General features: G+C 70.6%; 29 protein-coding genes. 15 read left to right on the top strand and 14 right to left on the bottom strand.

Features of this window, described 5'->3' with window-relative positions; translation table 11 throughout:
* Positions 1-243: 243 nt before the first annotated feature.
* Positions 244-819: a GNAT family N-acetyltransferase gene (locus ACWD12_RS18370; RefSeq protein ID WP_450100376.1), complete on the top strand. Its 576-nt coding sequence runs from the start codon at positions 244-246 to the stop codon at positions 817-819.
* A gap of 183 nt (positions 820-1002) precedes the next feature.
* Entirely contained in the window at positions 1003-1836 is an 834-nt protein-coding gene (locus ACWD12_RS18365) for an alpha/beta fold hydrolase (RefSeq protein WP_450100375.1), read from the top strand.
* A gap of 80 nt (positions 1837-1916) precedes the next feature.
* Here ACWD12_RS18365 and ACWD12_RS18360 read toward each other — a convergent pair whose 3' ends face one another.
* From ACWD12_RS18360 to ACWD12_RS18350, 3 genes are all read right to left on the bottom strand, one after another.
* Positions 1917-2291 (bottom strand): DUF3703 domain-containing protein, encoded by a 375-nt coding sequence (locus tag ACWD12_RS18360; protein WP_450100374.1) that lies wholly within the window; start codon positions 2289-2291, stop codon positions 1917-1919.
* Between the two features lie 357 nt (positions 2292-2648).
* A complete protein-coding gene (locus ACWD12_RS18355; protein ID WP_450100373.1) occupies positions 2649-3503 on the bottom strand; it encodes an SAM-dependent methyltransferase in 855 nt (284 codons plus the stop codon).
* Between the two features lie 366 nt (positions 3504-3869).
* Complete coding sequence (locus ACWD12_RS18350) at positions 3870-4067, bottom strand: hypothetical protein (RefSeq protein ID WP_450100372.1); 198 nt, start codon at positions 4065-4067, stop codon at positions 3870-3872.
* A 237-nt stretch (positions 4068-4304) separates the two neighbouring features.
* On the opposite strand from ACWD12_RS18350, the gene ACWD12_RS18345 reads away from it, so the two are divergent.
* Positions 4305-4658 (top strand): VOC family protein, encoded by a 354-nt coding sequence (locus ACWD12_RS18345; RefSeq protein WP_450100371.1) that lies wholly within the window; start codon positions 4305-4307, stop codon positions 4656-4658.
* Positions 4659-4721: 63 nt separating this feature from the next.
* Here ACWD12_RS18345 and ACWD12_RS18340 read toward each other — a convergent pair whose 3' ends face one another.
* Positions 4722-5075 carry a MerR family transcriptional regulator gene (locus tag ACWD12_RS18340; RefSeq protein ID WP_358357069.1) on the bottom strand — a complete coding sequence of 118 codons (354 nt, stop codon included), beginning with the start codon at positions 5073-5075 and terminating at the stop codon, positions 4722-4724.
* Between the two features lie 65 nt (positions 5076-5140).
* Between ACWD12_RS18340 and ACWD12_RS18335 the strand changes: the two genes are divergently transcribed.
* Both ACWD12_RS18335 and ACWD12_RS18330 read left to right on the top strand, forming a co-directional pair.
* A complete protein-coding gene (locus ACWD12_RS18335; RefSeq protein WP_450100370.1) occupies positions 5141-6358 on the top strand; it encodes an MFS transporter in 1218 nt (405 codons plus the stop codon).
* A 32-nt stretch (positions 6359-6390) separates the two neighbouring features.
* Positions 6391-7188 (top strand): alpha/beta fold hydrolase, encoded by a 798-nt coding sequence (locus tag ACWD12_RS18330; RefSeq protein ID WP_450100369.1) that lies wholly within the window; start codon positions 6391-6393, stop codon positions 7186-7188.
* 575 nt (positions 7189-7763) lie between these two features.
* On the opposite strand, the gene ACWD12_RS18325 is transcribed toward ACWD12_RS18330, so the two are convergent.
* Positions 7764-8669: a S41 family peptidase gene (locus tag ACWD12_RS18325; protein ID WP_450100368.1), complete on the bottom strand. Its 906-nt coding sequence runs from the start codon at positions 8667-8669 to the stop codon at positions 7764-7766.
* A gap of 57 nt (positions 8670-8726) precedes the next feature.
* Between ACWD12_RS18325 and ACWD12_RS18320 the strand changes: the two genes are divergently transcribed.
* From ACWD12_RS18320 to ACWD12_RS18305, 4 genes are all read left to right on the top strand, one after another.
* Positions 8727-9266, top strand: a complete 540-nt coding sequence (locus ACWD12_RS18320) for an ArsR/SmtB family transcription factor (protein WP_450100367.1) — start codon at positions 8727-8729, stop codon at positions 9264-9266.
* 176 nt (positions 9267-9442) lie between these two features.
* Complete coding sequence (locus tag ACWD12_RS18315; RefSeq protein WP_450100366.1) at positions 9443-9607, top strand: hypothetical protein; 165 nt, start codon at positions 9443-9445, stop codon at positions 9605-9607.
* Positions 9608-9815: 208 nt separating this feature from the next.
* Complete coding sequence (locus ACWD12_RS18310; protein WP_450100365.1) at positions 9816-10274, top strand: nitroreductase family deazaflavin-dependent oxidoreductase; 459 nt, start codon at positions 9816-9818, stop codon at positions 10272-10274.
* Between the two features lie 59 nt (positions 10275-10333).
* Positions 10334-10759 (top strand): nuclear transport factor 2 family protein, encoded by a 426-nt coding sequence (locus ACWD12_RS18305; protein WP_450100364.1) that lies wholly within the window; start codon positions 10334-10336, stop codon positions 10757-10759.
* 41 nt (positions 10760-10800) lie between these two features.
* Here the strand turns inward: ACWD12_RS18305 and ACWD12_RS18300 are convergent, their stop codons facing one another.
* Positions 10801-12048 carry a cytochrome P450 gene (locus tag ACWD12_RS18300; RefSeq protein ID WP_450100363.1) on the bottom strand — a complete coding sequence of 416 codons (1248 nt, stop codon included), beginning with the start codon at positions 12046-12048 and terminating at the stop codon, positions 10801-10803.
* A gap of 11 nt (positions 12049-12059) precedes the next feature.
* Complete coding sequence (locus ACWD12_RS18295) at positions 12060-12521, bottom strand: 2,4'-dihydroxyacetophenone dioxygenase family protein (protein WP_450100362.1); 462 nt, start codon at positions 12519-12521, stop codon at positions 12060-12062.
* 104 nt (positions 12522-12625) lie between these two features.
* Here ACWD12_RS18295 and ACWD12_RS18290 point away from each other — a divergent pair, with 104 nt between their 5' ends.
* Together ACWD12_RS18290 and ACWD12_RS18285 are read left to right on the top strand one after the other, a co-directional pair.
* A complete protein-coding gene (locus ACWD12_RS18290) occupies positions 12626-13492 on the top strand; it encodes an IclR family transcriptional regulator (RefSeq protein WP_450100361.1) in 867 nt (288 codons plus the stop codon).
* Between the two features lie 63 nt (positions 13493-13555).
* Positions 13556-13831 carry a S1 RNA-binding domain-containing protein gene (locus ACWD12_RS18285; protein ID WP_450100359.1) on the top strand — a complete coding sequence of 92 codons (276 nt, stop codon included), beginning with the start codon at positions 13556-13558 and terminating at the stop codon, positions 13829-13831.
* Positions 13832-13878: 47 nt separating this feature from the next.
* Here the strand turns inward: ACWD12_RS18285 and ACWD12_RS18280 are convergent, their stop codons facing one another.
* Positions 13879-14625, bottom strand: coding sequence for a hypothetical protein (locus tag ACWD12_RS18280; protein ID WP_450100358.1), 747 nt, complete (start codon positions 14623-14625; stop codon positions 13879-13881).
* Positions 14626-15303: 678 nt separating this feature from the next.
* Between ACWD12_RS18280 and ACWD12_RS18275 the strand changes: the two genes are divergently transcribed.
* A complete protein-coding gene (locus ACWD12_RS18275; protein WP_450100357.1) occupies positions 15304-15984 on the top strand; it encodes a helix-turn-helix domain-containing protein in 681 nt (226 codons plus the stop codon).
* 47 nt (positions 15985-16031) lie between these two features.
* Here the strand turns inward: ACWD12_RS18275 and ACWD12_RS18270 are convergent, their stop codons facing one another.
* A complete protein-coding gene (locus tag ACWD12_RS18270; RefSeq protein ID WP_450100356.1) occupies positions 16032-16703 on the bottom strand; it encodes a TetR/AcrR family transcriptional regulator in 672 nt (223 codons plus the stop codon).
* Positions 16704-16792: 89 nt separating this feature from the next.
* Between ACWD12_RS18270 and ACWD12_RS18265 the strand changes: the two genes are divergently transcribed.
* On the top strand, positions 16793-17722 hold the full coding sequence (locus ACWD12_RS18265; protein ID WP_450100355.1) for a zinc-binding dehydrogenase: 930 nt from the start codon (positions 16793-16795) through the stop codon (positions 17720-17722).
* Between the two features lie 584 nt (positions 17723-18306).
* Entirely contained in the window at positions 18307-18774 is a 468-nt protein-coding gene (locus ACWD12_RS18260) for an NUDIX hydrolase (RefSeq protein ID WP_450100354.1), read from the top strand.
* 187 nt (positions 18775-18961) lie between these two features.
* Here the strand turns inward: ACWD12_RS18260 and ACWD12_RS18255 are convergent, their stop codons facing one another.
* From ACWD12_RS18255 to ACWD12_RS18235, 5 genes are all read right to left on the bottom strand, one after another.
* Positions 18962-19759: an SDR family NAD(P)-dependent oxidoreductase gene (locus ACWD12_RS18255; protein ID WP_450100353.1), complete on the bottom strand. Its 798-nt coding sequence runs from the start codon at positions 19757-19759 to the stop codon at positions 18962-18964.
* Positions 19760-19865: 106 nt separating this feature from the next.
* Entirely contained in the window at positions 19866-21167 is a 1302-nt protein-coding gene (locus ACWD12_RS18250; protein WP_450100352.1) for an RNA polymerase sigma factor, read from the bottom strand.
* An 89-nt stretch (positions 21168-21256) separates the two neighbouring features.
* On the bottom strand, positions 21257-21622 hold the full coding sequence (locus tag ACWD12_RS18245; protein ID WP_450100351.1) for a YciI family protein: 366 nt from the start codon (positions 21620-21622) through the stop codon (positions 21257-21259).
* 166 nt (positions 21623-21788) lie between these two features.
* Positions 21789-22451: a response regulator gene (locus ACWD12_RS18240; protein WP_450100350.1), complete on the bottom strand. Its 663-nt coding sequence runs from the start codon at positions 22449-22451 to the stop codon at positions 21789-21791.
* Positions 22426-23604: a sensor histidine kinase gene (locus ACWD12_RS18235; RefSeq protein WP_450100349.1), complete on the bottom strand. Its 1179-nt coding sequence runs from the start codon at positions 23602-23604 to the stop codon at positions 22426-22428. The genes ACWD12_RS18240 and ACWD12_RS18235 overlap by 26 nt, the downstream gene beginning before the upstream one ends.
* Positions 23605-23779: 175 nt before the next feature.
* On the opposite strand from ACWD12_RS18235, the gene ACWD12_RS18230 reads away from it, so the two are divergent.
* The gene (locus tag ACWD12_RS18230; RefSeq protein WP_450100348.1) at positions 23780-26059 is read left to right on the top strand and encodes an MMPL family transporter; all 2280 of its coding nucleotides are present in this window, start codon (positions 23780-23782) and stop codon (positions 26057-26059) included.
* The last annotated feature ends 41 nt before the right edge of the window (positions 26060-26100 follow it).

Below are 26100 nucleotides of genomic sequence, written 5' to 3'. Positions count from 1 at the left end.
CAACACGCCCGGCGGCCCCTGATGCGAATTCCCATTGCCTCTCCCCCACATGATTGCCCGTCAGGGGGTGGACGCCTACCCCGCGCCCCAGGTTGCCGCGACGAAGCGGCACCAGGGTTTTCCCGGAGATCACTTCGGAGATGCGCCGCCCGCTGCCTCCCGGCCACGCGCGCAATGACCACCGAACGCGGGGGCTTCGTGGTCATTCGCCTGTCGGCAGGCGCTGAGCTATCGTCCGTTGCCGTGACCGAACCAGTGATAACCGTCGCCACTCCGGCAAACCGCGAACGGATCGTGTCCTCACTGGTGGCTGCGTTCACCGGTGATCCGGTACTGCGCTACCTGTTCCCCGACGAAACCACATACCCGGCATACGCGGCCGCCTTCTTCGGTCACCTCTTCGACAAGCGGGTGGGCAAGGGGACGGTCTGGACGATCGCCGACGGCGCCTCGGTGGCGATCTGGGAACCGCCGTACACGGACGACGCGCCCCCGTCGGACGCGGCGTGGGCACCCCCGCTTCCCGCCGACGTGCTCGACCGCGTCCACGCGTACGACGAGGCGGTGCACAAAGTCCTTCCTCCCGCGCCCTATTGGTACCTCGGAGTCCTGGGAACCCATCCCGACCACGCCGGGCGGCGGTGGGGCCACGCCGTGATGGAAGCCGGACTGCGACGCGCCGTCGCCGACGGGTTGCCTGCGGTCCTCGAAACCGGCACCGCGGCCAACGTCGAGGTCTACCGTCGCGCGGGCTGGGAGATCGTGGACACGGTGTCCGAACCGCTGCCCATATGGATCATGCGGCAGAAGCCCAGCTGACGGTCGCCCGCACGGGCCTGCCTGCTATCACTCATCCCCTGGGGTCTTGCCAGGCGCCGACTCGGCGTCTCCGCCGACGGCAGAAAGTCATGAGTATTGGGAACATTCGGCGTTGTCGAGCCGTATGCCGACCAACAGTGGCTCGCCTGACGCGGTGTCAGGGGACGGGGAGGGCAGGGACGTATGGACACGGTGGTTGTCGGCGGGGTGCGGATCGCGTTCGAACGGGTGGGTTCGGGGCGTCCGGTGGTGTTGTCGGGTGGGACGGGAATGCCGCCGGTCGCCTGGGAGTTCAGCGGGCTGCGCGACGCACTGGTGGCGGCGGGCTACGAGGTGGTGACGTACGCCGCGCGCGGGGTGGCGCCGTCTGATGCGCCGCCGGCCCCGTACGCGATGGCCGATCTGGCCGGCGATCTGGCCGGGTTGATGGACCACGTGGGGTTCCGGGACGCGGCGGTGCTCGGGTATTCGCTGGGCAGCTTCACCGCGGAGCTTCTGGCCCGGACCCGCCCGGACTTGGTCGGGTCGCTGGTGCTGATGGCCGGAGCCGGTCCGATGACGGGCGTGGTGGACGCGGTACTCGACGCGGAAGCGGAACTGATCGCGCTGGCAGGGCGTTTGCCACCGAAGTTCGCGGTGTTGCAAACGCTGTTGAGCACGCTGTCGCCGCTGGTGCTGCGCGACGACGTCGAGCAGGTGGCGAACTGGCGCGAACTGCTGGGCGGGCAGGAGTCGGTGTGGGCGTCACCTGACGGGGAGGCGGGGCAGTCGGCCGCGTCGCAGGTGTGGCTGCGCGACCCGGACCGCATGGCCGCGCTCACCGAGATCAGGACTCCCGCCTTGGCGCTCGCGTTCGAGCACGACCTGTACTTCCCGCCGCACACCGGGCGCGCCGCTGCCGAACTGCTGCCGCGCGGACAGTTCGCCCAGGTCGACGGGGCCGCACATGGCGGCCTTCTGACACATCCGAAGGAGACGGCCGACGCGGTGCTGCGCTTTCTCACCTCAATTGCCTGACACCCGGCCCGGGCCCTGTCTGGAGCTCGGCTCTGGAGCTCGGCTCTGGAGCCGGCCGATCAAGCCCGCTCCCACATAGGTCAGGCCGACGGGCCGAGCGTCACGCCCGCGGCGCGCAGCAGAACCGCCAAGTCCTCGGGCACCGGCATCGGCCGGGTCAGGCCATCACGGGTACGGCCGGTGTTGCCGGACGGGTATCTGCCCGCCGCCGAACCGGGCGCGGCGACGAGCAACCGCACGGCCTGGCCCACCACTTCGCGCGCATCGCGGTCCCGGAACGCCAGACGCAGCATCACCGCGTGGGTACGGGTGTGGGCGCCCGGCCAGGGCTGGGACAGGATGTGCGCGCGCTCAGCCGCCTTCCACCGGTCCGCGGTCGGCCCCGCGGCGCGGGCGGCGGCCATCTCGGCGGCGTACGCGGCCCGGAGCGCATCCGGCATCGCACGGCTCGGCACAGTGGTCCTCCATCGACATCATCTCCCGGTTCGGGCGCGCGCGCCGGCGCGACCCGCCACCGACCGGCCGAAGACGGCTTCGACCACCTGGCCCCACCAATGTCGCCTATGCGGCCCCCGACGTCACCCTCCCCCGCGTCATCCAGGACCGTTTGCCGGGTGATGAAGTACCGCGGATGGTGACCACGCGCCGGACCGTGAAAGGCGGTTCAGCGTCCTCAACTCGGCACAGGGGCGCGGACGGACACCTCGTCGACGCGACATCGCAGTTCGGGTCGACGTTTGCCCGACAGAATCCGCACTCGCACCGCCCCGGACACCCCGCGGCCGCCGTCCGGCCGGTCGCCGCCACCCGTCCTAGGTGCGAATCCCCACTGCCCCGAACACGACGATGTTGTCGAGGTCTTCTTCGCTCAGCAGCGGGGCGTCCGGCTCGGGGCGCCACAGCGGGATCCTGACCAGGCCCGGGTCCACCAGGTCGAAGCCGTCGAGGAGTGCGGCGATCTCCTCCCTGGTGCGGGGGACAACGGGGGAGTTCGTCCGCTCGTACACCTCTTCGGCGAGGTGCTTCAACTCCTCCGACCGGTACGTCACATGGCTGACGATCAGCATGCTTCCCGGGGCCATGGCCTCGCGCAGGCGGGCGACGATGCCCGCCGGGTCCTCTTCGTCCCGGATGAAGTGCAGGAGCATCGCCAGCACGACGACGACCGGCTGGTCGAAGTCGACGACCTCGCCCACGTCGGCGGCGCCGATCACCTTGTCGGGTTCGCGCGCGTCAGCCTGCGTGTACGTGACCCGGCCCCGCGGGTCACCGGGCATCAGGGCGCGTGCGTGGGCCAGGACGACCGGGTCGTTGTCGACGTACGCCACCCGGGTCTCGGGCCGGATGGCCTGGGCCACCTCGTGGACGCTGCCTTCGGTGGGCAGGCCGGTGCCGATGTCGAGGAACTGGGTCATTCCCCGCTCGGCCGCGAAACGCACCGCGCGGCGCAGGAATTGGCGGCCCGCCTGGACCACGAGGCGCGCTTCCGGGGCGGCGTCCAGGATCCGATCGGCGGCAGCACGGTCGACGGCGAAGTTGTTCTTGCCGTCGAGGTAGTAGTCGTACATGCGCGCGGGATGCGCGACTGAGGTGTCGATCCCCTGAGGACTCTGGGTTTCGATCTCGTTCCCCCGCGGCAAACGCCACGGCGTGGTGTCGTCGGACATCTCGACCACCCCCTCCGGCCAGGCGACGAAGCAACGCGCACCCCGACGATATCGACCCCGCCCGACCGCCCGCGCATCGGTCCCGCCAATTCCCGGTACGAAAGGCCCCACCGCCTTGTCTCGGCTGCGTCCACGCACTCCCCGACACCGACGCCACCCGACCGGCACCCGGAGCATCTCCCCGAGAACAGGCCGTCGAGCATCCGTTCGACGAACGCGGGTGGCCGGCGCCGAGAGGCTCCGGGCGGTCCCGGCGGCGGTCACGAGCCAGGCGGCCGTCGAACTCGAAGGCGGCGTGCCGTTCCTGGCGGACGACCGGTTCCCGGGCACCGCCACGCCGGTTCGGGGATCAGTACCCCGAGTCGCTCACGTACTGGGCGCGTCCGGCGGCTGCGACAGTCCGAGGAAGAGCTGCCCCAGAGTGGCCAGCGCGTGGAGATGGCTGATCACCAAGGCCCGCTCGGAGCCGGACAACTCGCCGTCGAGGAGGAGTTGGTGGAGTTGATGGGCTTCGTCGGCGAGGGCTTCGGCGCGGACGCGGTGTTCGGAGGCAGTCTCGGGCATGCCCCATCCTCTCGCGTTATCCACGCGTGCGGTTCCGTGTCTCGCCGCCGAAGCACCCGAACCGACGAGACGACCGACTGGAAGGCCCGCCATCGCAAGCGCGACGTGCCGTCCGGACCGACAACCAGCCCGGCCCCGAAGGGCTGTCGTCACGCGCCGGACCGAATTCGGCATCACGAACTTGGCCCAGCCCCGGCTTCGCGGGGTGGACCGACGGCCCTGTCTATGCTCGGGCCCATGGCACTGGAATGGGAACAAATCATCGTCGACTCCGCCGACCCCGTCGCTCTCGGGCGCTGGTGGGCGGAGGCTCTCGGCTGGGTTGTGGTCGACGAAACCGAGGAGATCATCGAGATCCGTTCTGAGCCGGACCGGATGCCCGGCCTGCTCTTCGTGCCTGTCCCCGAGGGCAAGACGTCGAAGAACCGGCTCCACCCCGACTTCCGCCCCGACGACCAGGAAGCCGAAGTCGCCCGGCTGCTCTCCCTCGGCGCCCGGCGCGCCGACACCGAGCAGGGCGAGCAGCTCTGGGTGACCCTCTTGGACCCCGAGGGCAACGAGTTCTGCGTTCTGGGTGAGCGGAGGAAGTGAGCGAAGGCCGGGAAGTCGTCCGAGCCCCGAAGGCCCTGCTCCGGGCGGTTCGAGGACAATCTCTTAGCCCGGCTTTGCCGTGATCACGGTGTCCAGGAGGTCGCGTGAGGCTGCCAGGTCGGCGATTGCGGCGTCGATTCGGGCGCGTTCGTCACGGAGTTGGGCGATCAGGTCCGCGCAGGTCGGGACCAGTCGCGGTCCGTCGTCGCGGACGCAGGGCAGCACCTGGGCGATGACCGTCGTCGACAACCCGGCGTTGAGCAGGGTGCGGATGCGCCGCACCGTGGCGACGTCGGTCTCGGCGTATTCGCGGTAGCCGCTGGGGAGGCGGGAGGGCGACAGGAGTCCCTGCGTCTCGTAGTAGCGCAGCAGTCGCTCGTTCACTCCGGTCCGCCGGACCATCTCGCCCATGCGCATTGCCATTGCGAACCTCACTTCGCGCGCTTGACTCTGACATCGATGTCAGACCTTAGCTTCGCGGCATGGCGACCACTGCAACCGCCCCCACCGGCGACGCTCCGGCCGGGCGCAGGCACCTCAAGCACCGGCTCGGCCCGCTCGCCACACTGGCCGTGCTCACCGCGTCTGTGTTCATCATCGGCACCGCCGAATATGTGATGACCGGTCTCGTGCCCGCGCTCTCTGCCGATTTCGACCGACCGGTGTCGACGACCGGCTCCCTGGTCGGCTGGTACGCGCTGACCGTCACCGTCGCCGGGCCGCTGGTCACCATCGCCCTGCTGCGCCTGCCGCCGCGCCGTGTCCTGCTCGGCATGCTGGCCGCCTTCACCGCGGGCAGCGCTGCAGCGGCCCTGGCCACCGGCTTCGACACACTGCTCGCGGCACGTGTTCTCACCGCGCTCACGCACAGTACGACGTTCGCCGTCGCGATGGTGGCGGCCATATCCAGTGCGCCGGCCGGGCAGCGCGGGCGCGTGGTGGCGGTGGTCGCGTCCGGGTGGAACCTCGCGTCGGTGCTCGGGGCCCCGCTCGGCACATGGATCGGCGACCGGTTCGGGTGGCGTACGACGTTCTGGGGCATCGCCGCGTTCGCCCTGCTGGTCTTCGTCGCGGCCGCGGCGCTGGTCCGTCCGCGGTCAGCCGCCCCGCCGACGCCGCGCACGGAGGTGGCCGCACTCCTGCGCCCGCGCGTGGGCCTGGTCTTGGCCGCCACGGTGCTCGTCCAGGCCGGCCTGTTCACGGCCTACACGTACATCAGTCCGCTGCTGCAAGGCCCCGGCGGCTTCTCCAGCGCGGGCGTCTCGGTCCTGCTCGCGGTGTTCGGTGTGGGCGCGCTGCTCGGCAACGGGCTCGGTGGGAGACTGGCGGACCGCGCGCCCGCCCGCGCGTTGTGCCTCGCAATCTTCGTGCTCGCCTCGGTGCTGGCGTTGACCGCGGGTGCCATCCACGCGCAATTGGCCGCCGTTGGCGCGGTCTTCGCACTCGGGACGGCATCGGCCGTACTGATCCCGTTGCTTCAGGAGCGCGCGCTCGACGCCGGCCCCGGCGCGCCGACGCTCGTGACGGCCGTCAGCGCCTCGGCCTTCAACCTCGGTATCGCGGGCGGTTCGTGGCTTGGCGGCCGCGCTCTCGACACCGGACTCGGACTTCCCGACCTGGCCTGGCTCGGCGGCGCGGTGGTGCTCGTCGCGCTCGCCCCGGCGCTGGCCGCCGCACGGCTTGACCGCACCACCGAGTAGTACATCCCGACACATCACCATCAAGGACGGACATGACACGCACCCTCCCCGCATCGCCGCTCTCCCGCATCGTCCGGGGCACCGGACCAGGACTGCTCCTCGCCCACGGCGGAGGCGGCGGCGTCGAGCCCAACTTCGGGCCGATCCTCGAGGGCCTCGCCCAGCGGTACACCGTGGTGGGCCCCGACTATCCGGGCACCGGCCGCACCCCACGCGCCACCGAACCCCTCGACCTGGACACCCTGGCCGACCAACTCGTGGCAACCGCCGTCGAGGAAGGTCTGGAGACGTTCGCCATCGCGGGCTACTCGATGGGCGTGCCCCTGGCCATACGCGCGACGACCCGGCATCCCGAGCGCGTCAAGGCGCTCGTCCTGACCGCAGGGTTCGCCCATCCGAACCCTCGCCTGCGTCTCGCGGCCCGCGCGTGGCTCGGCCACCTGCGCGCCTTGGAGCTGGACCCGAACCGGCTTGCCGAGTTCCTGATCCTGACCGGCTTCAGCGCCCCCATGCTGGATCGACTCGACCAGGCCACCGTCGACACGCTGGTCAAGGACAGCGCCGCCAACACCCCGCCCGGTACCGAGGACCACGTCCAACTTGTCACGCACATCGACGTACGGGCCGACCTGGCGGCGGTACGCGCACCGACACTCGTCATATCGACGACCCTCGACCAACTGGCCACACCGCACCTGCACCGGGAGGTTGCGGACGGTATCGCCGGAGCCCGCCTCGCAGAGATCGAATGCGGTCACCTGCCCTTCGTCGAGCGCCCGCAGGAATGGCTCGACGCCATGCGCACATTCCTCGACGAGGTACACCGCTGACCGACGCACCACCGCATGGGCCCGCTCCCTCCGCGGGCCCATGCGTGTGACGAACAACCAGGGATCCGAGAGGCGGGCGAATCTGAGGGCTCGTCTTCACTGCAAGCTGTCAGCGCGCGCCGGGGAGGTTTCCGCGGTAGGGCGGCACCGTAGCCCGGCGGTTCCACGGACTCCCGTGATGAGCATTCGCCACCGGTGCGAACACGGCGGCATCGTCGCGGAGTCGGGCGGCGAGATCGACATCGTCACCGGTCCCGGCATCGGCACCGCGCTGCACCTGCGGCTGCGCGCCCGCGCCCGGGGCCTCGAACGGCACGGCGTCCTGCGCGTGGTCTCCACCCGGCCGCTGCTCCCCCGCATCCTCGTCGCCACCGGGCTTGAGGAGTACTTCCCCCTGCCCGCAGCATCGACGACGCGGGGCCTTTCCCTGCCGCCCATCTGTCCCAAGCGGACTGACTGGAGGCGACAGCCTTGCCGACAGCGCTGCCCCGACGATGGCGAACAACTTCGATGCCCAGCATGTGAGTTGGACAATCGCCGCACGCGCGACACAGTCCGGCGACGAGCCGGCCAGGTCAGGATGCCAGTTTGGCGAGGGCCAGGGTGCGGGCGCGGGCGAGGGATTCGTCGGCGGGGCAGGGGACGTCCGGCTGCACACCGGTGCCCTCCCAGTTCGTGCCGGAGACGGGGTTGACGGCGCGCCCGACGGGGACGGTGGCCTCCAGGTGCGGGTGCACGGTCCAGCCCTGGCAGGGATGTGCGCCGCCGCGGGTGGGCTCGCCGACGACCACGGCGCGGCCGAGCTGCTGGAGGTCGTACGCCAGCTCCTCGGCGGCGGAGAAGGTGGTGCCGCTGGACAGCACGTACAACGGCTTGCTGCCGCCGAAGCGCGCGCCGGGAACATGCGGCAGGCTCCAGGACTGCTCGGTGCGGTCGCCACGGCGCCAGGACATGGTGTTGAGGTGGGTGCGCTCGTCGAGCAGGTAGCTGCACACGAAGGCGACCGTGTCCGGGTCGCCGCCGCGGTTGCCGCGAAGGTCCACGATGAGTGCTTGGGCGCGGGAAGCCAGGGTGAGCGCGGCGCTCAGCGGTTCGGCGGCCCACTCCAGCGGGAACAGCATGGGTGCCAGCTCCACCACGGCCACCCCTCCGTCGAGCAACTCGACCCGGGGTACGCCGCCCAGCGAGGTGTCGAACTCCCGGCGCATGGACTCCAGGGTGGCCGCCCCCTTCTTCTCGGGGACCGGTTCGGTGTGGTGCTTCAGTCGTAGGTGCCGGTCGCCGTTGGCGGACTGGAGGTCGGCGGTGACCAGCCGGGCAAGCTCCTCGGCGTCGTCGACGTCGTACGCGCCCTCGGCAAGGCGTCGTTGCAGCAGGCCCGCGACCTGCTCGGCTATCTCGGGGAAGGTGTAGTGCTCGGTCAGGAGCCGCGCTGTCTCGTCGATGACAGGGGCAGGCGAGATCTTCGTCGGTGTCGTCATGGCCGGAAGTAGATCATCGCCCTTGCGAAAGCGTCAAGAACTTTAGACACTTTCGCCATGCCTGATGAGACCTCCCACCTGCCGCCTCCTGAGGACGTCCTGGAGATCGGCGCACCGGAACAGTTCGCGGCGCTCGCCCATCCGCTGCGGCAGCGGCTGCTTTTCGCCCTCGGCCACCAGCCCGCCACCGTCAGCCGGCTTGCGGCGCAGCTCGACGCGAAGAAGGGAAACGTGGCCCACCACCTCAAAGTGCTCCGCGAAGCCGGGCTGGTGCACATCGCCGAGACCCGCCAGGTCCGCGGCGGCACCGAGCAGTACTTCCAGCGCACGGCCCGGCACATGGTCGTCGCCGAACCCCAGGCGGCAGGCACCGCCGCGATGCTCGCCGCGTTCGCCCAGGAGCTGGAACGCTCACCCGCCGAGACCCTGAGGCTGCGCCACCTGCGCCTCAGCCCCGCACAGGCACGAGCACTCGGCGAGACCCTCACCAACCTGGTCGACGAAGCCGAGGAAGGCGGAGCCGACCAGCCCCTGCACGGCGTTTTGGTGGCGCTCTACCAGCAGGCCCCACCGACCGACACGACTGGTTCCACCTAGGTCGTGTCTTCAAATTCTCGCCGGGCCCGCGGGCCGTGGCACGCACGCTCGCCGCGTTGCGGACCTTGCCCGGCCAAACCCAGGCCGAGCTGCGGCCCGCGCCTTGCGAGCGCACGCACCACGGCCCGCGGGCTATCCGACGCGAAATTTGAAGACACTCCCTAGGAGACATGGCGTTGCCAAATCAGACTGCCCGGAACCACCCGAACTGGTGGCCTGCCGAGAAGGTGTTGTCGGAGGTGCTGCCGGGCTCCACCGGACTGGAGCCCGACGGATTTTCCGGCCTGAGCCCGGAATCGTGGATCCCGTTCGAGATCGACGACTCTCAGCCGATCTTGTGATCGCTTCCCGTCCGTCGGCAAGGTGCTGGTGGTTCATCACAACGGGTTGCTCGCGGTGTTGAACGGGAGGGTTTGCGACCGTCTTTTTCCTGCGGCAGGGCTGGCTGTCGGGGATGTCGAGAACGGGTTGCCAGGTTCGTTCTCTGGGCAGAGCAGATGGGGCCACCGTGGCCGCAGCGCACGCTCGTCCCTGGAAGGAACCGCCGGCATGGCCGTCGCCGAAGACATTGACCGCGCCACCGACTCGCAGCAGGACTGGGTTGCGGAGCAGACCCGCGCGTACCTGGCCTCGGGCGGCACCGAGGGACATGTGAACAACGGGGTGCACGTCCTTGTGCTCGCCACCACCGGGCGCACCACCGGCAAGCCGCGCCGGACCTGCCTGATCTACGGAATGTCAGGCGACGATTTCGTGGTGGTCGCCTCCAACGGCGGAGCCGACGAGGATCCGGCGTGGCTCAAGAACCTGCTTGCGGACCCGAGTGCCGGGGTGCAGGCCGGCACCCGGCGGTTCACCGCCCGGGCGCGCGTCGCGTCCTCGGACGAACGCGCAACCCTGTGGCCCGAGATGGCACGGATCTTTCCTCTCTACGACGAGTACGCGCAGAGGACCGACCGCACGATCCCGATTGTCGTGCTCACCCCGCAGGCGGAAAGCGAGTTGTAACTCCGTACGGCGTACCGTACATTGTACGGAGTAGCGCCACCGCACCGGGAGGAACAGCCGTGTACCAGCCGACCGCCGAGGAAACGCAGGCCATCGAGGCGTGGTTCGCCGAGTTCGACGCGCTCGCCGAGCGCGGCTCGATCGAGGGGCTGGCCGATCTGGCGGTGTTCCCGATGAACCTGGCCACCGACGTCCCCGGCGGCCACGCCGCGGTGCGGCAGTGGACCCGCGAGGAGTACATCGAGACGATGCGCGAGGCCATAGGCGGCGGAACCGCCGGGCTCGACCTCACGTCCACCCGGACGCCTCGTTTCCTCAGCGCGAACCTCGTCGTCGTGGAGACCGAGGCCACGATGACCGTCGACGGGCAGCCGCAGAGCATGCACTACGTGGACCTGCTGGTCCGCACGGAGGACGGCTGGGCGTTCCAGACGATGGTGCAAGGCGGCTGGGGACACGGCTGGCCCACCGCCAAACGCGGCTGACTCCACGGCGCTCGACGGCGAGACGGGTTGCGTACGACGACTCAGCTGCGCATCAGCCGTACCGGTAGCCGCGTCAGGGAGTTGTTGAGGTTGGAGCGCAGCCGCTTCGGTTCGCCGGTCAGCTCGATGTGCGGGAACGTCGCGAGCAACTCCTCGAAGAACACCCGGCCTTCCAGGCGGGCGATGTGCACGCCGAGGCAGAAGTGCTCGGCGAAGCCGAACGAAAGGTGCGGGTTGGGCTTGCGGGTGATGTCGAAGGCCTGCGGGTCGGCGAAGACGTCCTCGTCGCGGTTGGCGGACGTGTAGTACACCGCGACCTTGTCGCCCGCCTTGATCCGTACGCCGCGCAGTTCGACGTCCCGCGTGGCGGTGCGCCGGAAGTAGTGCAGCGGGTTGGCCCAGCGCAGGATCTCCTCGACCGCGCCGGGGATGAGCGACGGGTCGGCGCGCAGCGCGGCGAGCTGGTCGGGATGGGTGAGCAAAGCGTGCAGGCCGCCCGACAGCATGGTCTTGGTGGTGTCGTTGCCGGCGGTGACGAGCTGCATGAAGAAGGACCCGAAGTCGAGGTCGGTCATCAGCTTGCCGCCGAACTCGGATTCGAGGATGAGCGTGGTGAGGTCCTCGGGCGGCTCCTCGGCACCGTCCGACTCCTGCCGGCGCCGCATGGCGAAGCGCACCGCGTACATCGCCATTTCGCGGGACGCGTCGCCCGGACCGTAGCCGTCGTTGCCGGCGACCTCCGGGTCCTGCCGGCTGTTGGTGCGCTCGGCGAGGCGGTGGATGTGATCCCAGTCCTCCGGCGGCAGGCCCATCAGTTCGTCGATGACCTGGGTGGGGAGGCTGGAGGTGACGTCGTGCACGAACTCGACGTCGCCGTCCGGGATGCGGGCGAACATCTCCCGGCAGATCTCCCGGATGCGCCCCTCCATGCCGCCCACCACCCTGGCGGTGAACGACTTGACCAGCGGCTTGCGGTACGCCCGGTGTCGCGGCGGGTCCATCGCCAGCAGCGTGCCGCGGAGCGCGTCGAGGCGGTCCTCGTCCAGGTCCTCCAGCACGATGCCGCCGCGTTCCGCGGAGAAGATCTCCGGGTGCTGCGAGACGTACTCGACGTCCTCGTGCCGCAGGACCGCCCAGTAGCCCCCCGCCTTTGAGGTCGCGGTGCCCGGCATGTCCTGCCAGAAGACCGGGCTGGTGCGCCGCAGTTCGGCGAGGAGCGCGTGCGGGGCGCCGGACGCGTAGCTGTCGGGGCTGTAGATGTCGGGCGCGGTGTCTGGGGTGACGGTCATCCTGCTGCTCCTCAGGCGACCAGGACGTTCGGACGGCCGTAGCCCTGCATCTCGCACAGCCGGTAGTACGACCGCAGCGAGCCGGGGCCGTCGGTGACGAACTCGACGTCGCCGTCGGCGTCGAGGTTGAGGTTGGCGCCGTACATCTGGAACCAGACGCGGGTGTCCGGCTCGATGCAGGTCAGGGTGTGGACGGAGCCGGCGGGCTCGTAGAGGAACGACCCGGCGCGGTTGACGTAGTCGTACTCGGCGTACTTCCACGCGCCGGAGACGGTGTAGGCGTACACCGGGCCGGTGTGCCGGTGCGTCTGCACGGCGAAGCCCGGCTGGAACACGTTCTCCACGATCCACAGGCCCTCCTGCGCCTTGACGCAGATGACCTTGAGCTTGTTGCCGCCGCCGATCTCGACGAAAGGCAGGTCGTCCGCGCCGATGTGGACGGACAGCTCGGGACCCTCGGTGGCGGTTGGCATGGCGGGCTCCTCCAGGGTCGCCTCTGTACAGGCGACGAATATTCGGCGTAGCATGGTCAGCTATTTGGCGAAGATAGCGGCGCCGCCGAGGAGGAACAAGAGCCATGTCCACGTCACCGCCCACCGACCGGGTCGTCGCGATCGTGGAGTTGCTGCTCGACGTCGAGGACGGGGCGACCGTTTCGGAGATCAGCGAGCGCCTCGGCCTCAACCGCGCGACGTGCGCCGCCGTCCTCGGCGCGCTGGAGAACCACGGCTGGGTCGACCGCGGCCCGGACCGCACGTACCGCGTGGGCACGGCCCTGGTTCCGGTGGCGGGCGCGATCCTGACACGCGTGCCGATCGTCGACGGCGCCCGGAAGCTGCTGCGGCAGCTCGGCGACACCACAGGTCTCGCCGCGTCGCTGAGCCGTGTCGCGGCGGACCACACCAGCGTGATCGCGTCGTACGGTCGCGACCGCACCGGCCCGGCCGACCGGACCCGCCTGCCGATGTTCCCCCCGTTCGGCGCGGTCGTGCTGGCGTTCCGCGGCCCGGCCGAGCGCCGCGAGTGGCTGGCCCACGCCCCCGACACGGCGACCCGCGAACACCTGGAGCGGTTCCTGTCGACGGTCCGCGCCGAAGGCGTGGGCATCTGGCGCCTCGACGACGCCATGGAGCAGGTCGCCGAGGCGATCCGCACCATGTCGACGATGACGGGGCGAAGCGACCTGCCTCAGATGTCCGCCTTCCTCCAGCGGATCGGACGCGGCTACCTGGCGAGCGAGTTGGCGGAGGCCAGGACCCTGCCCGTCTCCTACATGGCCGCACCGGTGTTCGGCCACGACGGCAGACCGCAGTTCGAGGTCGAACTCCATCTCCTGCGGCCCGACGCCCGCGCGGACGACGTACGCGAACTCGCCGACGAACTACGCGCCGTAGCCGATGACCTAACCCTCCGCTGCGGCGGCACCCCCCGCCCCGACTCATGACCACGCCCCGTCAGTGCCGCGGACGTTCGCCCATAGCGAGCGCTGCTGACAGAAGGATGTGACTTGCCAGACGAACGCGAAACCCAGCGGCGAACGGTGCTGGAGACGTTGGAACTCGGTGAGGTCAGACGCGGAGTCGTGTCCGCGCTCACGAACTTCGGGATCTTCGTCGACCTCGGCGGACTCGACGGGCTGGTGTCTGCCGGCGATCCGGCCCTGACGCGGTTGGCAGCAGCCGGCCGCAACTGCGCCAAGGGCGACCCGCTGACCGTCCGCGTCTGCAACATCAACCTGCATCGACGACAGATCCGACTCCGCGTCGTCGAGACCCCCCAATAGCACCCCGACTCGCTTCGCAGAAGCAGGGTGGCACTCGAAGCGTTGTGTCAGTCGCCTCGAACTGTGGACTCGATCGCGCCGTCCGCCCCGACCGCGTACCCGTGCAACCCGTCCTCGGACGCGACGAAGAGGCGCGACTCGGCGGCCGCGAGCGCAACGACGGGCGAGCGTACGGCAATCTCCGCAACGCACCGCAACTCAGCCAGGTCCCACAGGCGTACCGTCCGGTCCTTGCTGCCGCTCGCCAGAAGGGTGCGCCTGCCGAGCGGCAGGAGACACAGCCCGCGGACCCAGTCCCGGTGCCCGGTCAGCACGCGCTTGGTACGTCCCGTCACGGGATCCCACAGACGCACGGTGCCGTCGTGGCTGCCGCTGGCCGGCAGGATCCGGCCGTCGACCGGCACTCCGCACACGGCGTTGACCCAGCCGCGGTGTCCGACCAGAGGCTTGGGGTGGTCGTCGGACGCGATGTCCCACAGCCAGACGTAGTTGTCCCAGCCGGTACCGGCCAGCAGAGTGCGGTTCGCCAGCGGGAGGGCGCATATGGCCTGGAGTCTGCCCTTATGACGGGCCACGGTGCGCAGGTGCTCGCCGGTCGCGGGGTCCCAGAGGCGTACGTGCGCCACGTAATCCGTCCCGGGCTCTCCGCAGGTGGCCAGCAACTGCCGCCCGCCGGACGGCACCGTGCACACGGACATGAACCGATCGGAGACCAACTCCCCTTCGGCGGTGCGGGCGTAAGCGCCTGTTCCGGGGCGGCTCGGGAGCGCCGGGTCCCACAGGTACCCGATCATGCGGACCCCCTGGCCCGCGGCAGGATCGTGCAGCCGGATGGTGCCGTTGCGGGCGGCGACAGCGAGGAGCGTCCGGTCCTCGACAGACAGCGCGCGAGAGTCTCCTCGCCGGTGGCCGGATCCCAGATACGGATCAGGCCGTCACTGGTTCCGCAGGCGACCCGCGTCGCTTCCGCCAACTCCAGTGCGCACAGGGCCTGGACGGCTTCGGCCCCGCAATCGAACGACGCCAGGTCGTCACGCCGCGGCCCCACCGCCCACAATTCCCGGTGCGCCGGCACACCTCTCACCGCCCCCCCTAAATGCGCAGACACTATATGCAACCACCAGGACAGGGATGCCCAACCACCATGGCGTGAACAACGGTTGACCCGTCAGCGCAGCCGGGGCAGATGTCCATGCGCGAGGTCGCCCGCGCTGTGCGGTTGCCTAGAGCAGCCTGCTCGCCTTCCAACCAAAGCCGCCCGACCCGTTGGCCGAACACTCCGTATGAACCCACTTGCCCCCGTGCGCGGATTGTCGGTTCCGCGTGCGCACAACGCCGATTTCCGGATGGCGACAGTGCGATTGTCGTTGCGTCCGCCGTCAGACCCTCCGGGGCGCGATCCGATCTTGGAGGACGCAGTGCACCAGGGTTCCGTCGCGCGCCCTGCCGGCCCAACCCCGGTGATAGCTGGGGTGCTCCCCGCCGGAGTGCTGACGAGCCCCGCGATACGCGACGCCGGCGCCCGCCGCGACATCGGGGAGATCTTCCGGCTCGCGCGCCGCGACGCGGGCCTGAGCATCAGCCGGATGGCGCGCTTGTGCGACATGACGCCGAGCCGCGTCAGCGCGTACGTGCGAGGTGCCTCGCAGGCCCGCGACCAGCGTGTGATCGAACGCGTCGCCGACGGCCTGCGCATCCCGGGCGAGATCCTCGGGTTGCGCAGCCGCCCGTGGGAGGGCGGCCCACACCCCTCGGCCCCCTCGCCGCACCCCTGCAACGCACAGGAGCCGCCGTTCCTGGGCGAGGTGGCGACGGGGGTCGAGGTGGAGGTCGGCCCGGACGGCCTGATGCGCGTCACGTACCGGCATACCGTGGTCAACACGACCGGTCGGCCGATCTCCCGACTGCCCCAGCAGCTCACGTTCCCCGAAGGCAAGGGGGCGCTCACGCTCGTCCCCGTGCCCGGTCCCGCGTACGACTTCACCATCGAAGACCTGTATGACGCCGGGACGTTCGCGACGTTCACCTGCCGGATGACCGCGCCGATCCGGGTCGGTGACGTGGCGCTCGTCGCGTACCGGTGCAGCTCGATGCGCTACGTCCGCAAGAGCACGGCGTCGAAGGCCGGGCTGGAAAGAGCCGGACGACGGTGAAGGTTCTGTCGTGGTTGCGCGCGGGTGGCACGGCCGCTGTCGAGTTCTCAGCGGGTCTGTCCGGCGACAGCCTCTCGGGGTACGGCCGGCAGCGTCATGGTGCCCGGGATCGCCGCGAACACGGCGCGCAGTTCGTCGGCGAGGGCTTTGCGCCCCGGTTCGCGTGGCAGTTCGACCCAGGTCTCCATCGCGCGGCGGGTGGCAGCGACCAGGACGTCGAGCGCGAGGCGGGGGCGCGGGTCCTGCGGCTCGTCGAAGGCCAGCCTGCGGTGCAGCGTGGACAGGGACGAGCGGATGGTGCGGTCGCAGAAGTGCAGGCCGTGAGCGTCCATCGACGGCGTCTTGGCGGCCAGGCGGCGGCTGAGCCGGACCCGGGAGGGCCAGTCCTCGTCCGTCATGCGGTCCACCGCGGCGAGCAGGGACTCCTGTAGGAACTCCAGGAGAGTGTCGCCGCCGGGGGTGCGGCGGTCCAGTTCGTCGACGAACGCCGCCCACATGTCCTGGGTCGGCGCCATCACCACGTCTTCTTTGCTCGCGAAGTTGCGGAAGAACGTGCGCTTGGAGACCTCGACCGCCTCGCACAGCTCGTCCAGCGTCGCACCGTCGAAACCGCGTTCGGTGAACAGTTCCAGGGCGGTGCCGATCAGCGCCTCGCGCGTGCGCAGTTTCTTGCGTTCGCGGAGTGAGGGGCCGGCGTCGAGGTTGCGGGTGGCAGTCATCGTGCGTCGAGTGTAGCGAAGAGGCGAACGCCCTTGATAGGTTTTTGCCACTGAGTGGCACTATTGGTCCAGCGGAAGGCACCACCGGCATGCGCGCACTCCTCATCGACCGCTCTGTTCCGGGCAACCTCCGTCTCGGAGAGGTCCCTGCACCAAGCCCGGCCCCTCACCAGGCCCTGGTCCGCATCCGAGCCACATCCCTCAACTACGGGGAGGCCAAGCACGTCCTTGCCTCCGCGCCCGAAGGGTCCATCCCGGGCTGGGACGCGGCAGGCGTGGTCGAGCGCGCCGCCGCGGACGGATCCGGCCCACCGGCCGGCACACCCGTCGTCACCCTCGCCCCCGACGGCGCATGGGCGGAACTGCGTGCCGTGGACACCAGCTGGCTCGGGACCGTACCCGCCGGTGCCGACCTCGGCACGATCGCCACCGTCCCGGTTGCCGGAGCCAGCGCTCTGCGCGCCCTGCGGCGCCTGGGGCCGCTCCTCGGGCGCCGCGTCCTCATCACCGGCGCCACCGGCGGCGTGGGCCGGTACGCGGTGCAACTGGCACGCCGAGCGGGAGCACACGTCATCGCCTCGACCGGTGCCCCCGCCACCCACAGGGACGGACTGCAGGCCTTGGGAGCGCACGAAGTCATCGGAAATCCAACGGAATTGACCGCTACCGTCCACGGCGTCGTGGACATGGTCGGCGGTCCGCAACTCGTCGAGGCCTACGCGCGACTCACCGAACACGGCACCCTCGTCTCCGTCGGCCGCGCCACGGACGCGCCCGAGCAGTTCGCGTCCGGCGCCTTCTCCGGTGCCCCCGAAGGACACGACCGCTCGATCACGAGCTTCTTCCTCCTCCGGTGCACCGACGTCGGACCGGACCTGTCCTTCCTTGCCAAGCTGGTGGCCGAGGGCAGCGTGGATCCTCACATCACCTGGCGCGCCCCATGGGACAAAGCCTCCGAAGGCATTGCGGCGCTCCTGGACCGCACGGTGCACGGCAAGGCCGTCCTGGACATCCCCTGACTCGCGCAACCCGGTGCACTCTTCGCGTCCGCAGGACAGGCGCGCATGCGGGTGGGAGCAGTACTTACGAGCACGGCCCTTGAGACCTGTTCGCATTCCCGTACGCGTCCCGCGCTGCTGGCCCGCTGCTCAAGCCGCCAGCCTCCGCGGACCCTCTGCCGCTGTTCGCGGCGGTCACTGTGCGCGGCGACCACCCGGTTCCCGGACGCTAGGGCGGGGTCCCTGACGAGGTGACGACCGGGCAGGGTGGACCGATGTCCGAGTCGTCCTTGCCGGGAGGTTTCGTCAATGCCGTCGTGCGTGTCGGGGACACGGGAGGCTGATTGCCGACAGCTACGACTTGTCGGAGCGGCACCGTCTTGTGACCACGGTCTTGTGGTGGCAGGACCGATGCTGGCGGGGCATCGAAGCCAAGGCCGACATCCCGCACCCAACGCGACCGCGTTCAGGCACGCGACCCGGGCCTCCACGGACCGACATCAGGCAACTTCCCCTGACACCAGTTCTGTTCGTTCGTCAATCACCATGCCGGCGCTATGTGACCCCAGCGAGGGCGGCTCGTTAGACCGGACGTTCGATAGGTCGTGCGTTCGATCGAGGGGGGTTCGGCGGTGCGCCATTCGACGGTGATCGGGGTCCATCTCGTACTGCGCAGCAATCGCGGGGTGCTGCTCGGACTGCGCCACAACACCGCGTTCGGCGACGGGCAGTACCACTTGTGCGCCGGGCACTTGGAAGCAGGTGAGTCCGTGTTGTCCTGTGCCGTACGCGAGGCCCGCGAGGAGACCGGCGTCGAACTCCACCCCGACGACCTGAGCCTGGTCCACACCCTGCACCATTTCGATCCGGACGACGGCCGCACCCGCCTTCAAGTCTTCCTCGAAGCCTCCCGATGGACCGGCGAGATCACCTTGCGGGAGCCGGAATGCTGCGCGGGGTGGCGGTGGTTCCCCGACGATGCCTTGCCGACAAACACCGTGGCCTACACCGCGGACGCGCTGACCGCGATCAAGTACGGGATCGCCTATGCAGAATCCGGGTGGCCCACATGACTCGGGATCACGATGTGGTGAACAGCGGGCGGGGGAACGGGCGTTGGGGGTGACCGGCCTGTGGTTCGGTCTACGTGTGGGCGAGCGCCCGTCTGTTGGCGTACGGCCTGCGCAGGCTGGGGGCGGCGGGCGTGTCGACGCCAGCTGGCGCCCGGGCCGCCGCCCCCCGGACCTGCGTCTCGGCGGCCTAGTCCAGCAGCGACCCCGCCGTCACGCTCGTCACCGTCCCGGTCATCCCGCCCGCGCCGGGCGACACGAGGAACACGGCTGTTGCCGCCACTTCGGCGAGCGTGACGGGGCGTCCGAGGAGGGCGCCGGGTCCGCCGGGGTCGATGTCCGCGCGGGTGCCCGCCATCTCAGCCATGCGTTCCGCGGCGCGCTCCCACACCTCACCGGCGTGCGATCCGTGGGCGACGGTCTCCGGCATGCCGTCGGGGCGCAGGCAGACCACGCGCACACCGTACGACGCCAACTCCCCCGCCAGTTGCCGGGACAGCGCCTCGACCGCCGCACACGCCGGGCCGAACCCGTTCGACGGCAGCGACATCCGTGCCGCGGTGGTGGACAACGTCAGGATGACACCGCTGCGTTGAGCCTTCATGTGCCGGGCGGCCGCGGTCGTGGTGAGGAACTGGGTGGTGCTGTAGGTCGTGATCGGCAGCAGGAAGTCCTCCGTTGCGAGGCTCAGCAGTGACGCCCCCTGCACGTGGTGCACACCGATGGCGTTGAAGCTGATGTCGAGCGATCCGGACGCGGCCACGTGCGCCGCGTGGGCGTCCACCGACGCCTTGTCGAGCGCGTCGACCTCGGCGGCCTCGGCGCGGCCGCCGTCCGCGACGATCTGCCATGCGACCGCCTCGACCTTGGCCGACGTCCGGCCGGCCAGGAAGACCCGGGCACCCTCGCGGGCGTACGCGCGGGCCACCGCGCCTCCGATGGCGCCGCCGGCACCGTAGACCACCGCGTTCTTGTTCTTGAGCTGCATGTCGGGCTCCACATCGTTCCGGGCTCCCGAGCGGGAGTCAGCCGACCGACGAACGGCCCGACGCGGTATCGACATCTCAAGACAACGATCACCGGAATTTTCTCCGCTACCGGCCCTCCTCGTCGACCGCGCGGAGCCTGCGGGCGAGATAGCGCCGATCCGGTTCCGCTCGAGCCAGGTCCAGGGCCTGGGCGTACGCGATGGCCGCCTCGTCGCGCCGACCCAGCCGCCGCAACAGGTCCGCCCGGGTCGCGGGCAACAGGTGGTACCCCGTCAACCGCCCCGACTCCTCCAGGCGCAAGACCAGTTCCAGCCCGGCGGCCGGCCCGGCCGACATCGCGACCGCCACCGCACGGTTCAGTTCGATCACCGGCGACGGGGTCATCTCGGCCAGCCGCCCGTACAGGGCGGCGATCAGCGCCCAGTCGGTCTCCGCGGCCGTACCCGCCACGGCATGCACGTTCGCGATCGCCGCCTGCAGCTGGTACGGCCCGACCCGTTCCACCGCGACCGCCTCGTCCAGCAGCCGCGACGCCTCCGCGATCGCCTCGCGGTCCCACCGCGACCGGTCCTGCTCCTCCAACGGCACGAAGTCGCCCGCCTCGTCGACCCGCGCCGCACGCCGGGCATCGTGCGTACGCATCAGCGCGAGCAACCCCAGCACCTCGGGCTCCCCCGGCAGCAGTTCGGCCAGCAGACGGCCCAACCGCACGGCCTCGTCGCCGAGTCGGCGCCGGATCAGGTCCGCGCCCGACGTCGCCGAGTACCCCTCGTTGTAGAGGAGGTAGACGACCGAGAGCACGGCGTCCGTACGCCGCGGCAACTCCTCGCGGGCAGGCACCTCGTACGGAATGCGCGCGTCCCGGATCCGCCGCTTCGCCCGCACCAGGCGCTGCGCCATAGTGGCCTCGGGCACCAGGAACGCCCGTGCGATCTCCGGGGTTTCGAGCCCCACGACGGTCCGCAGCGTCAGGGCCACCCTTGCGTCGAAAGGCAGTTGTGGGTGACAGCAGGTGAAGACCAGCCGCAATCGGTCGTCGGGTACGCCGTCTTCCGCGGCCGCACGGGCAACCGCCGCCGCGTCCGCCGCGTCGGCGTCCGCACCCGCGGAAAGCTCCGCGGCCTGCCGCATCTTCTCCGCCCCGACCGCTTCGCGGCGCAGGCGGTCGACCACCCGGTTTCGCGCGGTCGTGGTGAGCCATGCGCCGGGCCGGTCCGGCACTCCGTCGCGCGGCCACGTCTCCAGGGCGCGGGCGAACGCGTCCTGCGCGCACTCCTCGGCCAGGTCCCAGTCGCCGGTACGAGCGATCAACGTCGCCACGATCTGCGCCCACTCGGCGCGGAACGCCTCCGCGACGGCGGTCGCGGCGTCCCCGCCGGTCCTCCCGGCGGCCCCGGTACCGTGCATGACCCCGGCACGGTGCATGCCTCCGATACCGTGCATGGCCCCGGTACCGCGAGCGGCTCCGGCGCCCGGGCCGGGTTCCGGCGTACGCATCAGGCTCCCCGCGTACGCTCGACCCGCGCCTCGCTCCACACCGGCCGCACCTCGACGACCCCGTGCCCCGCGAATGGGTGCCGCGCGGCGATCTCGACCGCCTCGTCCGCGTCCGCGCACTCGATCATCACGAAGCCGCCGATCTGCTCCTTCGTCTCCATGAACGGACCGTCGGACACCACGCCTTCGCCGCCGTGCGCGCGTACCGACAACGCATCCGCACTCGGCCGCAACCGCGCACCCGAAAGCAGTACGCCGCGCCGCGTCATCTCCTCGGTCCACGCACTGTGGGCCGGATCTGCCGCGATCTCGTCCGGCGTCAGGCAACGCGCCTCGTCGTCGCAGATCATCAACATGAACTTCATGGCTCTTCCCTACCGCACGCGACCGTCAACCGAGCGCCGCCACGCACCCCGACCAGCCCCGGCCGACCAGCCCCGGCCGGCTTGCCCTCACACCTTGCCCTCACGCGGCGTCCGGTCCACCGCCCCGCCGCGCTGGCCAACGGGTGGAGGTTCGCAACCAGCCGGCTCAGGTTCCGGGGAGGATACGGCGCGTTTCGTAAGCCCACATCGCGATCTCGACCCGGTTGCGGGCGCCGAGTTTGGCCATCAGGCTCGCCAGATGGGTCTTCACCGTGCTGAGGCTGATGTGCAGTGCATCGGCGATCTCGGTGTTGGTCAGCCCGCGAGCGACGGCGAGCAGCACCTGCTCCTCGCGGGCGGTGACGGCGGAGACCGGCTGGGCCACGGGCCGGCCGGCGGGCAGGTCCGCGAATGCCTGGAGCAGACGGACGGTGACGCTGGGCGCAATGAGCGCGTCACCGCCGGACGCCGACCGTACGGCCTGGGCCAGAAGGTCTGGTCCCGTGTCCTTGAGGAGGAATCCGCGGGCGCCGGCACGCAGCGCGCCGTAGACGTACTCGTCGAGGTCGAAAGTGGTGATGACGACCACGACCAGCGGGTCGGCGACGCCCGGGCCGGCCACCAATCGGGTGGCCTCGAGCCCGTCGAGCGCGGGCATGCGGATGTCGAACAGGCAGACGTCGGGGCGCAGTTCGCGGGCCAGACGGACCGCTTCCCGTCCGTCGGCGGCCTCGCCGACCACCTCGATGTCGGGTTGGGCGTTCAGCATGATCCGCAGACCGGTGCGGATGATGGCCTGGTCGTCAGCGACGAGGACGCGGATGGGCACCGCTCTCGGTCCTCCCTCTGGGCAGCTCGGCTTCGACATGCCAGCCCTGTTCGGCGCCGGGGCCGGCTTGTAGTTTGCCGCCGAGCAGGGCAGCGCGCTCGCGCAGTCCGGCAAGTCCGTATCCGGCACGGCCTCGGCCGGTGCGGTGGCCGTTGTCACGTACGCTCACCCGTACCGTGTGCCGTTCCGCGCTGACCCGGACGACGACCTCGGTCGCGTCGACCGCATGGCGCATGGCGTTGGTCACCGACTCCTGCACGATGCGGTAGACGGCCGCGTCCACGGCCGGGGGCAGGGTGTCCAGTTCGCCGTCGAGACCCAGGTCGACCCTGAGGCGACCACCCGGGTTGCGCACCAGGCGCTCCAGATCCGCGACACCGGCGGGCGGCGCCAGCTGAGCGCCGGCCCCGCGGTTGCGCAGCGCTGTGACCATGGCGCGCATTTCCTCCAGCGTGCGCGCCCCTTCCTCCTCGACCCCGTCCAGCGCCTCGACGGCGGCGGACGGGTCGGTGCCCGCGAGCACCCGGCCCGCCTGGGCACGGATCACCATGGCCGAAACGTGGTGGGCCACCGTGTCGTGCAATTCCCGGGCGAGCTGCTCACGCTCGCGGGAGCGCATCTGCTCCAACTGCCGCTCGCGACCGGTCACCCGGAACCGCACGGCGGCCCCGATCAAGCCGGGCAGCAACAGGAAGACAAAGCCCCCGGCCAGTTCGGCGGCCGGGGTTTCGTCCATGGCGGCGCAGAGCGCGAAGGCCGTGAGGATCACCGCGCCGCCCAGCACGATCTCCCGTCCCGCCCCCCACCGGGACAGCGCGTACACCAGCACGAACACGACTCCCGCGCCGGTGTCCAGGCCGACGGGCTCGCGCGATGCGGTGGCAACCAGCGAGGCCAGCTGGAGCAGGGTCACCGAGCCGAACGCCAGCGTGACCATCGTCAGCGGGCGAGTCCGGCGCCACAGGGGCAGCAGGCACAGCCATACGGCGAACACCACCGCCACCGGCCGCCACACGACGTGCTCGCGCAGGGTGGCCTCCAGCACCACACCGCCCAGGCCCGCGGCGAGCAGCATCCAGTCCCGCCACACCCGGGCGGGCGCGTCGGGCGGTCGGGGTTCGGTCCACAGGGTTCGCAGGTCGTCTCGCAGCACGGTTCTCAGCCTAGGGACCGCACCGTGCAGCGCATCGGCCGAAAGGACGGGGCTTCACCCCGTCCTTGGGCCGACGGATCCGCGGCCCCCGAGCCGATGCCGCGGAGCGCCGTGGCGACGAACCTCGGCATCGGCGGCCGTACAAGGACGGCCGCCGATGTGGTTGGAGGAACCGATGCTCTCGAAAGCCCTGTTGCGCCTGGGCGCAAGCGCCGCCCGCCATCCCTGGCGGGTGATCGCGGCATGGCTGATCGCCGCCGCGCTTGCCGTCCTCGCCGCGATCACCATCGGCGGACGGACCGCGGACTCGATGACCGCTCCGGGGCTCGACTCCCAACGAGCCGCGCAACTGATCGAGCGGGCCGGCACCGGCCAGGAGGGGATGACCGCGCAAGTGGTCGTCACCCCCCTCGACGGCGGCGCGACGTTCTTCGACCACGGCAGCGCGCGCGCCGCTCTCACGCGGCTGCAGACCGAGGTGCGGCGGCTGCCGCACGTGCTCGGCACGAGCGACCCGGCGGGAGCACTCGACGCAGGCGGGGACACCAGCGTGCGCGGCGGCCTTGTCTCGGCCGACGGTCGGATCGCGGTCGTCCGGGTGCAGTACCCCGACCAGAGCCGGCTGTCGGGCGAAGACCTCGACGCCCTCGTCGACCTCGGCGACCGGCTGCGCGCCGAACTGCCCCTGCGCATCGAGATGGGCGGGGACCTCTTCTACGCCTTCTCCGACCCCGACGGCGGCGCAAGCGAGCTGATCGGCATCCTCGCCGCGGCCGCGATCCTGTTCCTGGCGTTCGGTTCGCTCGTCGCCGCCGCGCTGCCGATCGGCATGGCGGTCTTCGGGCTGACCGTCGGGGTTGCCGCGATGACGGTGCTGGCGGGGGTGACGGACGTCCCGACCTTCGCCCCTGTCCTGGGCAGCATGGTCGGACTCGGAGTGGGCATCGACTACGCGCTGTTCGTGCTCGCCAGGCACCGGGAGTACCTCGCGCGCGGGCTCGATCCCCGCGAGGCGGCGGGGCGAGCGGTGGCCACGGCGGGGAGGCCGGTGGTCTTCGCCGGCGGCACCGTCGTCGTATCGATCCTCGGCATGGCGGTCGCGAACGTACCGTTCATGACGGTGGGCGGGCTCGCCGTCTCGATCGTCGTCCTGATCATGGTGCTCGCGTCGGTGACGCTGCTGCCGGCCTTCCTCGGCGCCGCCGGCCCGCGCCTGGGCCGGGTCGGCCTGATCGGCCGGGCTCTGCAGGCCAGGAGACCGGGCCGACTCGCGCGGCGGCAGGACCCGGCGGCAGGCGCCGCCCACGCCGCCGGGTGGCGTCGCTGGATCGGGCACGTCAGCCGGCACCCGGTGCCGTACGCGGTCGGCGCGGCGGGGCTGCTGCTGACCGCAACGCTGCCCGTGCTCGGCCTGCGCGTCGGCCTGCCCGACGACGGGTCAATGCCGCACAGCCGTACCGAGCGCCGGGCCTACGACCTCGTCGCCGAGGGATTCGGCCCGGGCACCAACGGTCCCCTCGTCATCGCCGCGGACCCCACCGGTGACCCGGGAGTGCTGGACCGACTCGCCGCAACGGTCGCGGCGGATCCGGGCATCGCATCGGTCGCGCCGACGCACATCGATCCGGCCACCGGCATCGCGACCCTCGTGGTGTTCCCGACCACCAGCCCTCAGGACAAGGCCACGGCCGACACCATCGCCCGGCTGCGCACCGACGTGCTGCCCACGGCGATCGGCCACGGCCCGGCCAGGGCCCACGTCGGCGGCGCCGCCGCGAGCCTGTCCGATGTGGGCCAACGCACCAGCCAACGCCTGCCGGCGTTCGCCGCCACCGTGCTGGCGATGTCGTTCTTGCTGCTGATGGTGGTCTTCCGCTCGATACTCGTACCGCTCAAGGCGGTACTGCTGAATCTGCTGAGCATCGGCGCGGCATTCGGCATCATGGTCGCGGTCTTCCAGTGGGGCTGGGGAGGCGCACTCATCGGGCTGGAAGCGACGGTTCCGATCGTGTCGTTCATCCCGATGTTCCTCTTCGCCATCCTGTTCGGCCTGTCGATGGACTACGAGGTGTTCCTCCTCTCCCGGGTACGCGAGGAGTACCTGCGCACCGGCGACAACGGCACGGCGATCGTCGAGGGCGTCTCGGGCACCGCCCGGATCATCACCTCGGCCGCCCTCATCATGGTGGCGGTCTTCCTGTCCTTCGCCGTCTCCGAGGACCCCTCCACCAAAATGTTCGGACTCGGCCTGGCCACCGCGATCTTCATCGACGCCACCGTCGTACGCATGGTGCTGGTACCGGCGACCATGACGCTCCTCGGCCGGGCCAACTGGTGGCTGCCGAAGTGGCTGGACGCGATGCTTCCCCGCGGCCCGGTCGGCACCGACGACACCGACGACACCGACGCGGAATCCACGGGTGAGGCCCCGCGTCCACGGCTGGTTGACCGTTGACCCGACAGGCGGCTCTACGAGGGTGTGTCCGGGACGGCAGC

The organism is Streptodolium elevatio, from assembly GCF_053592165.1.
This window is presented reverse-complemented; position numbering and strand designations above follow the sequence as displayed.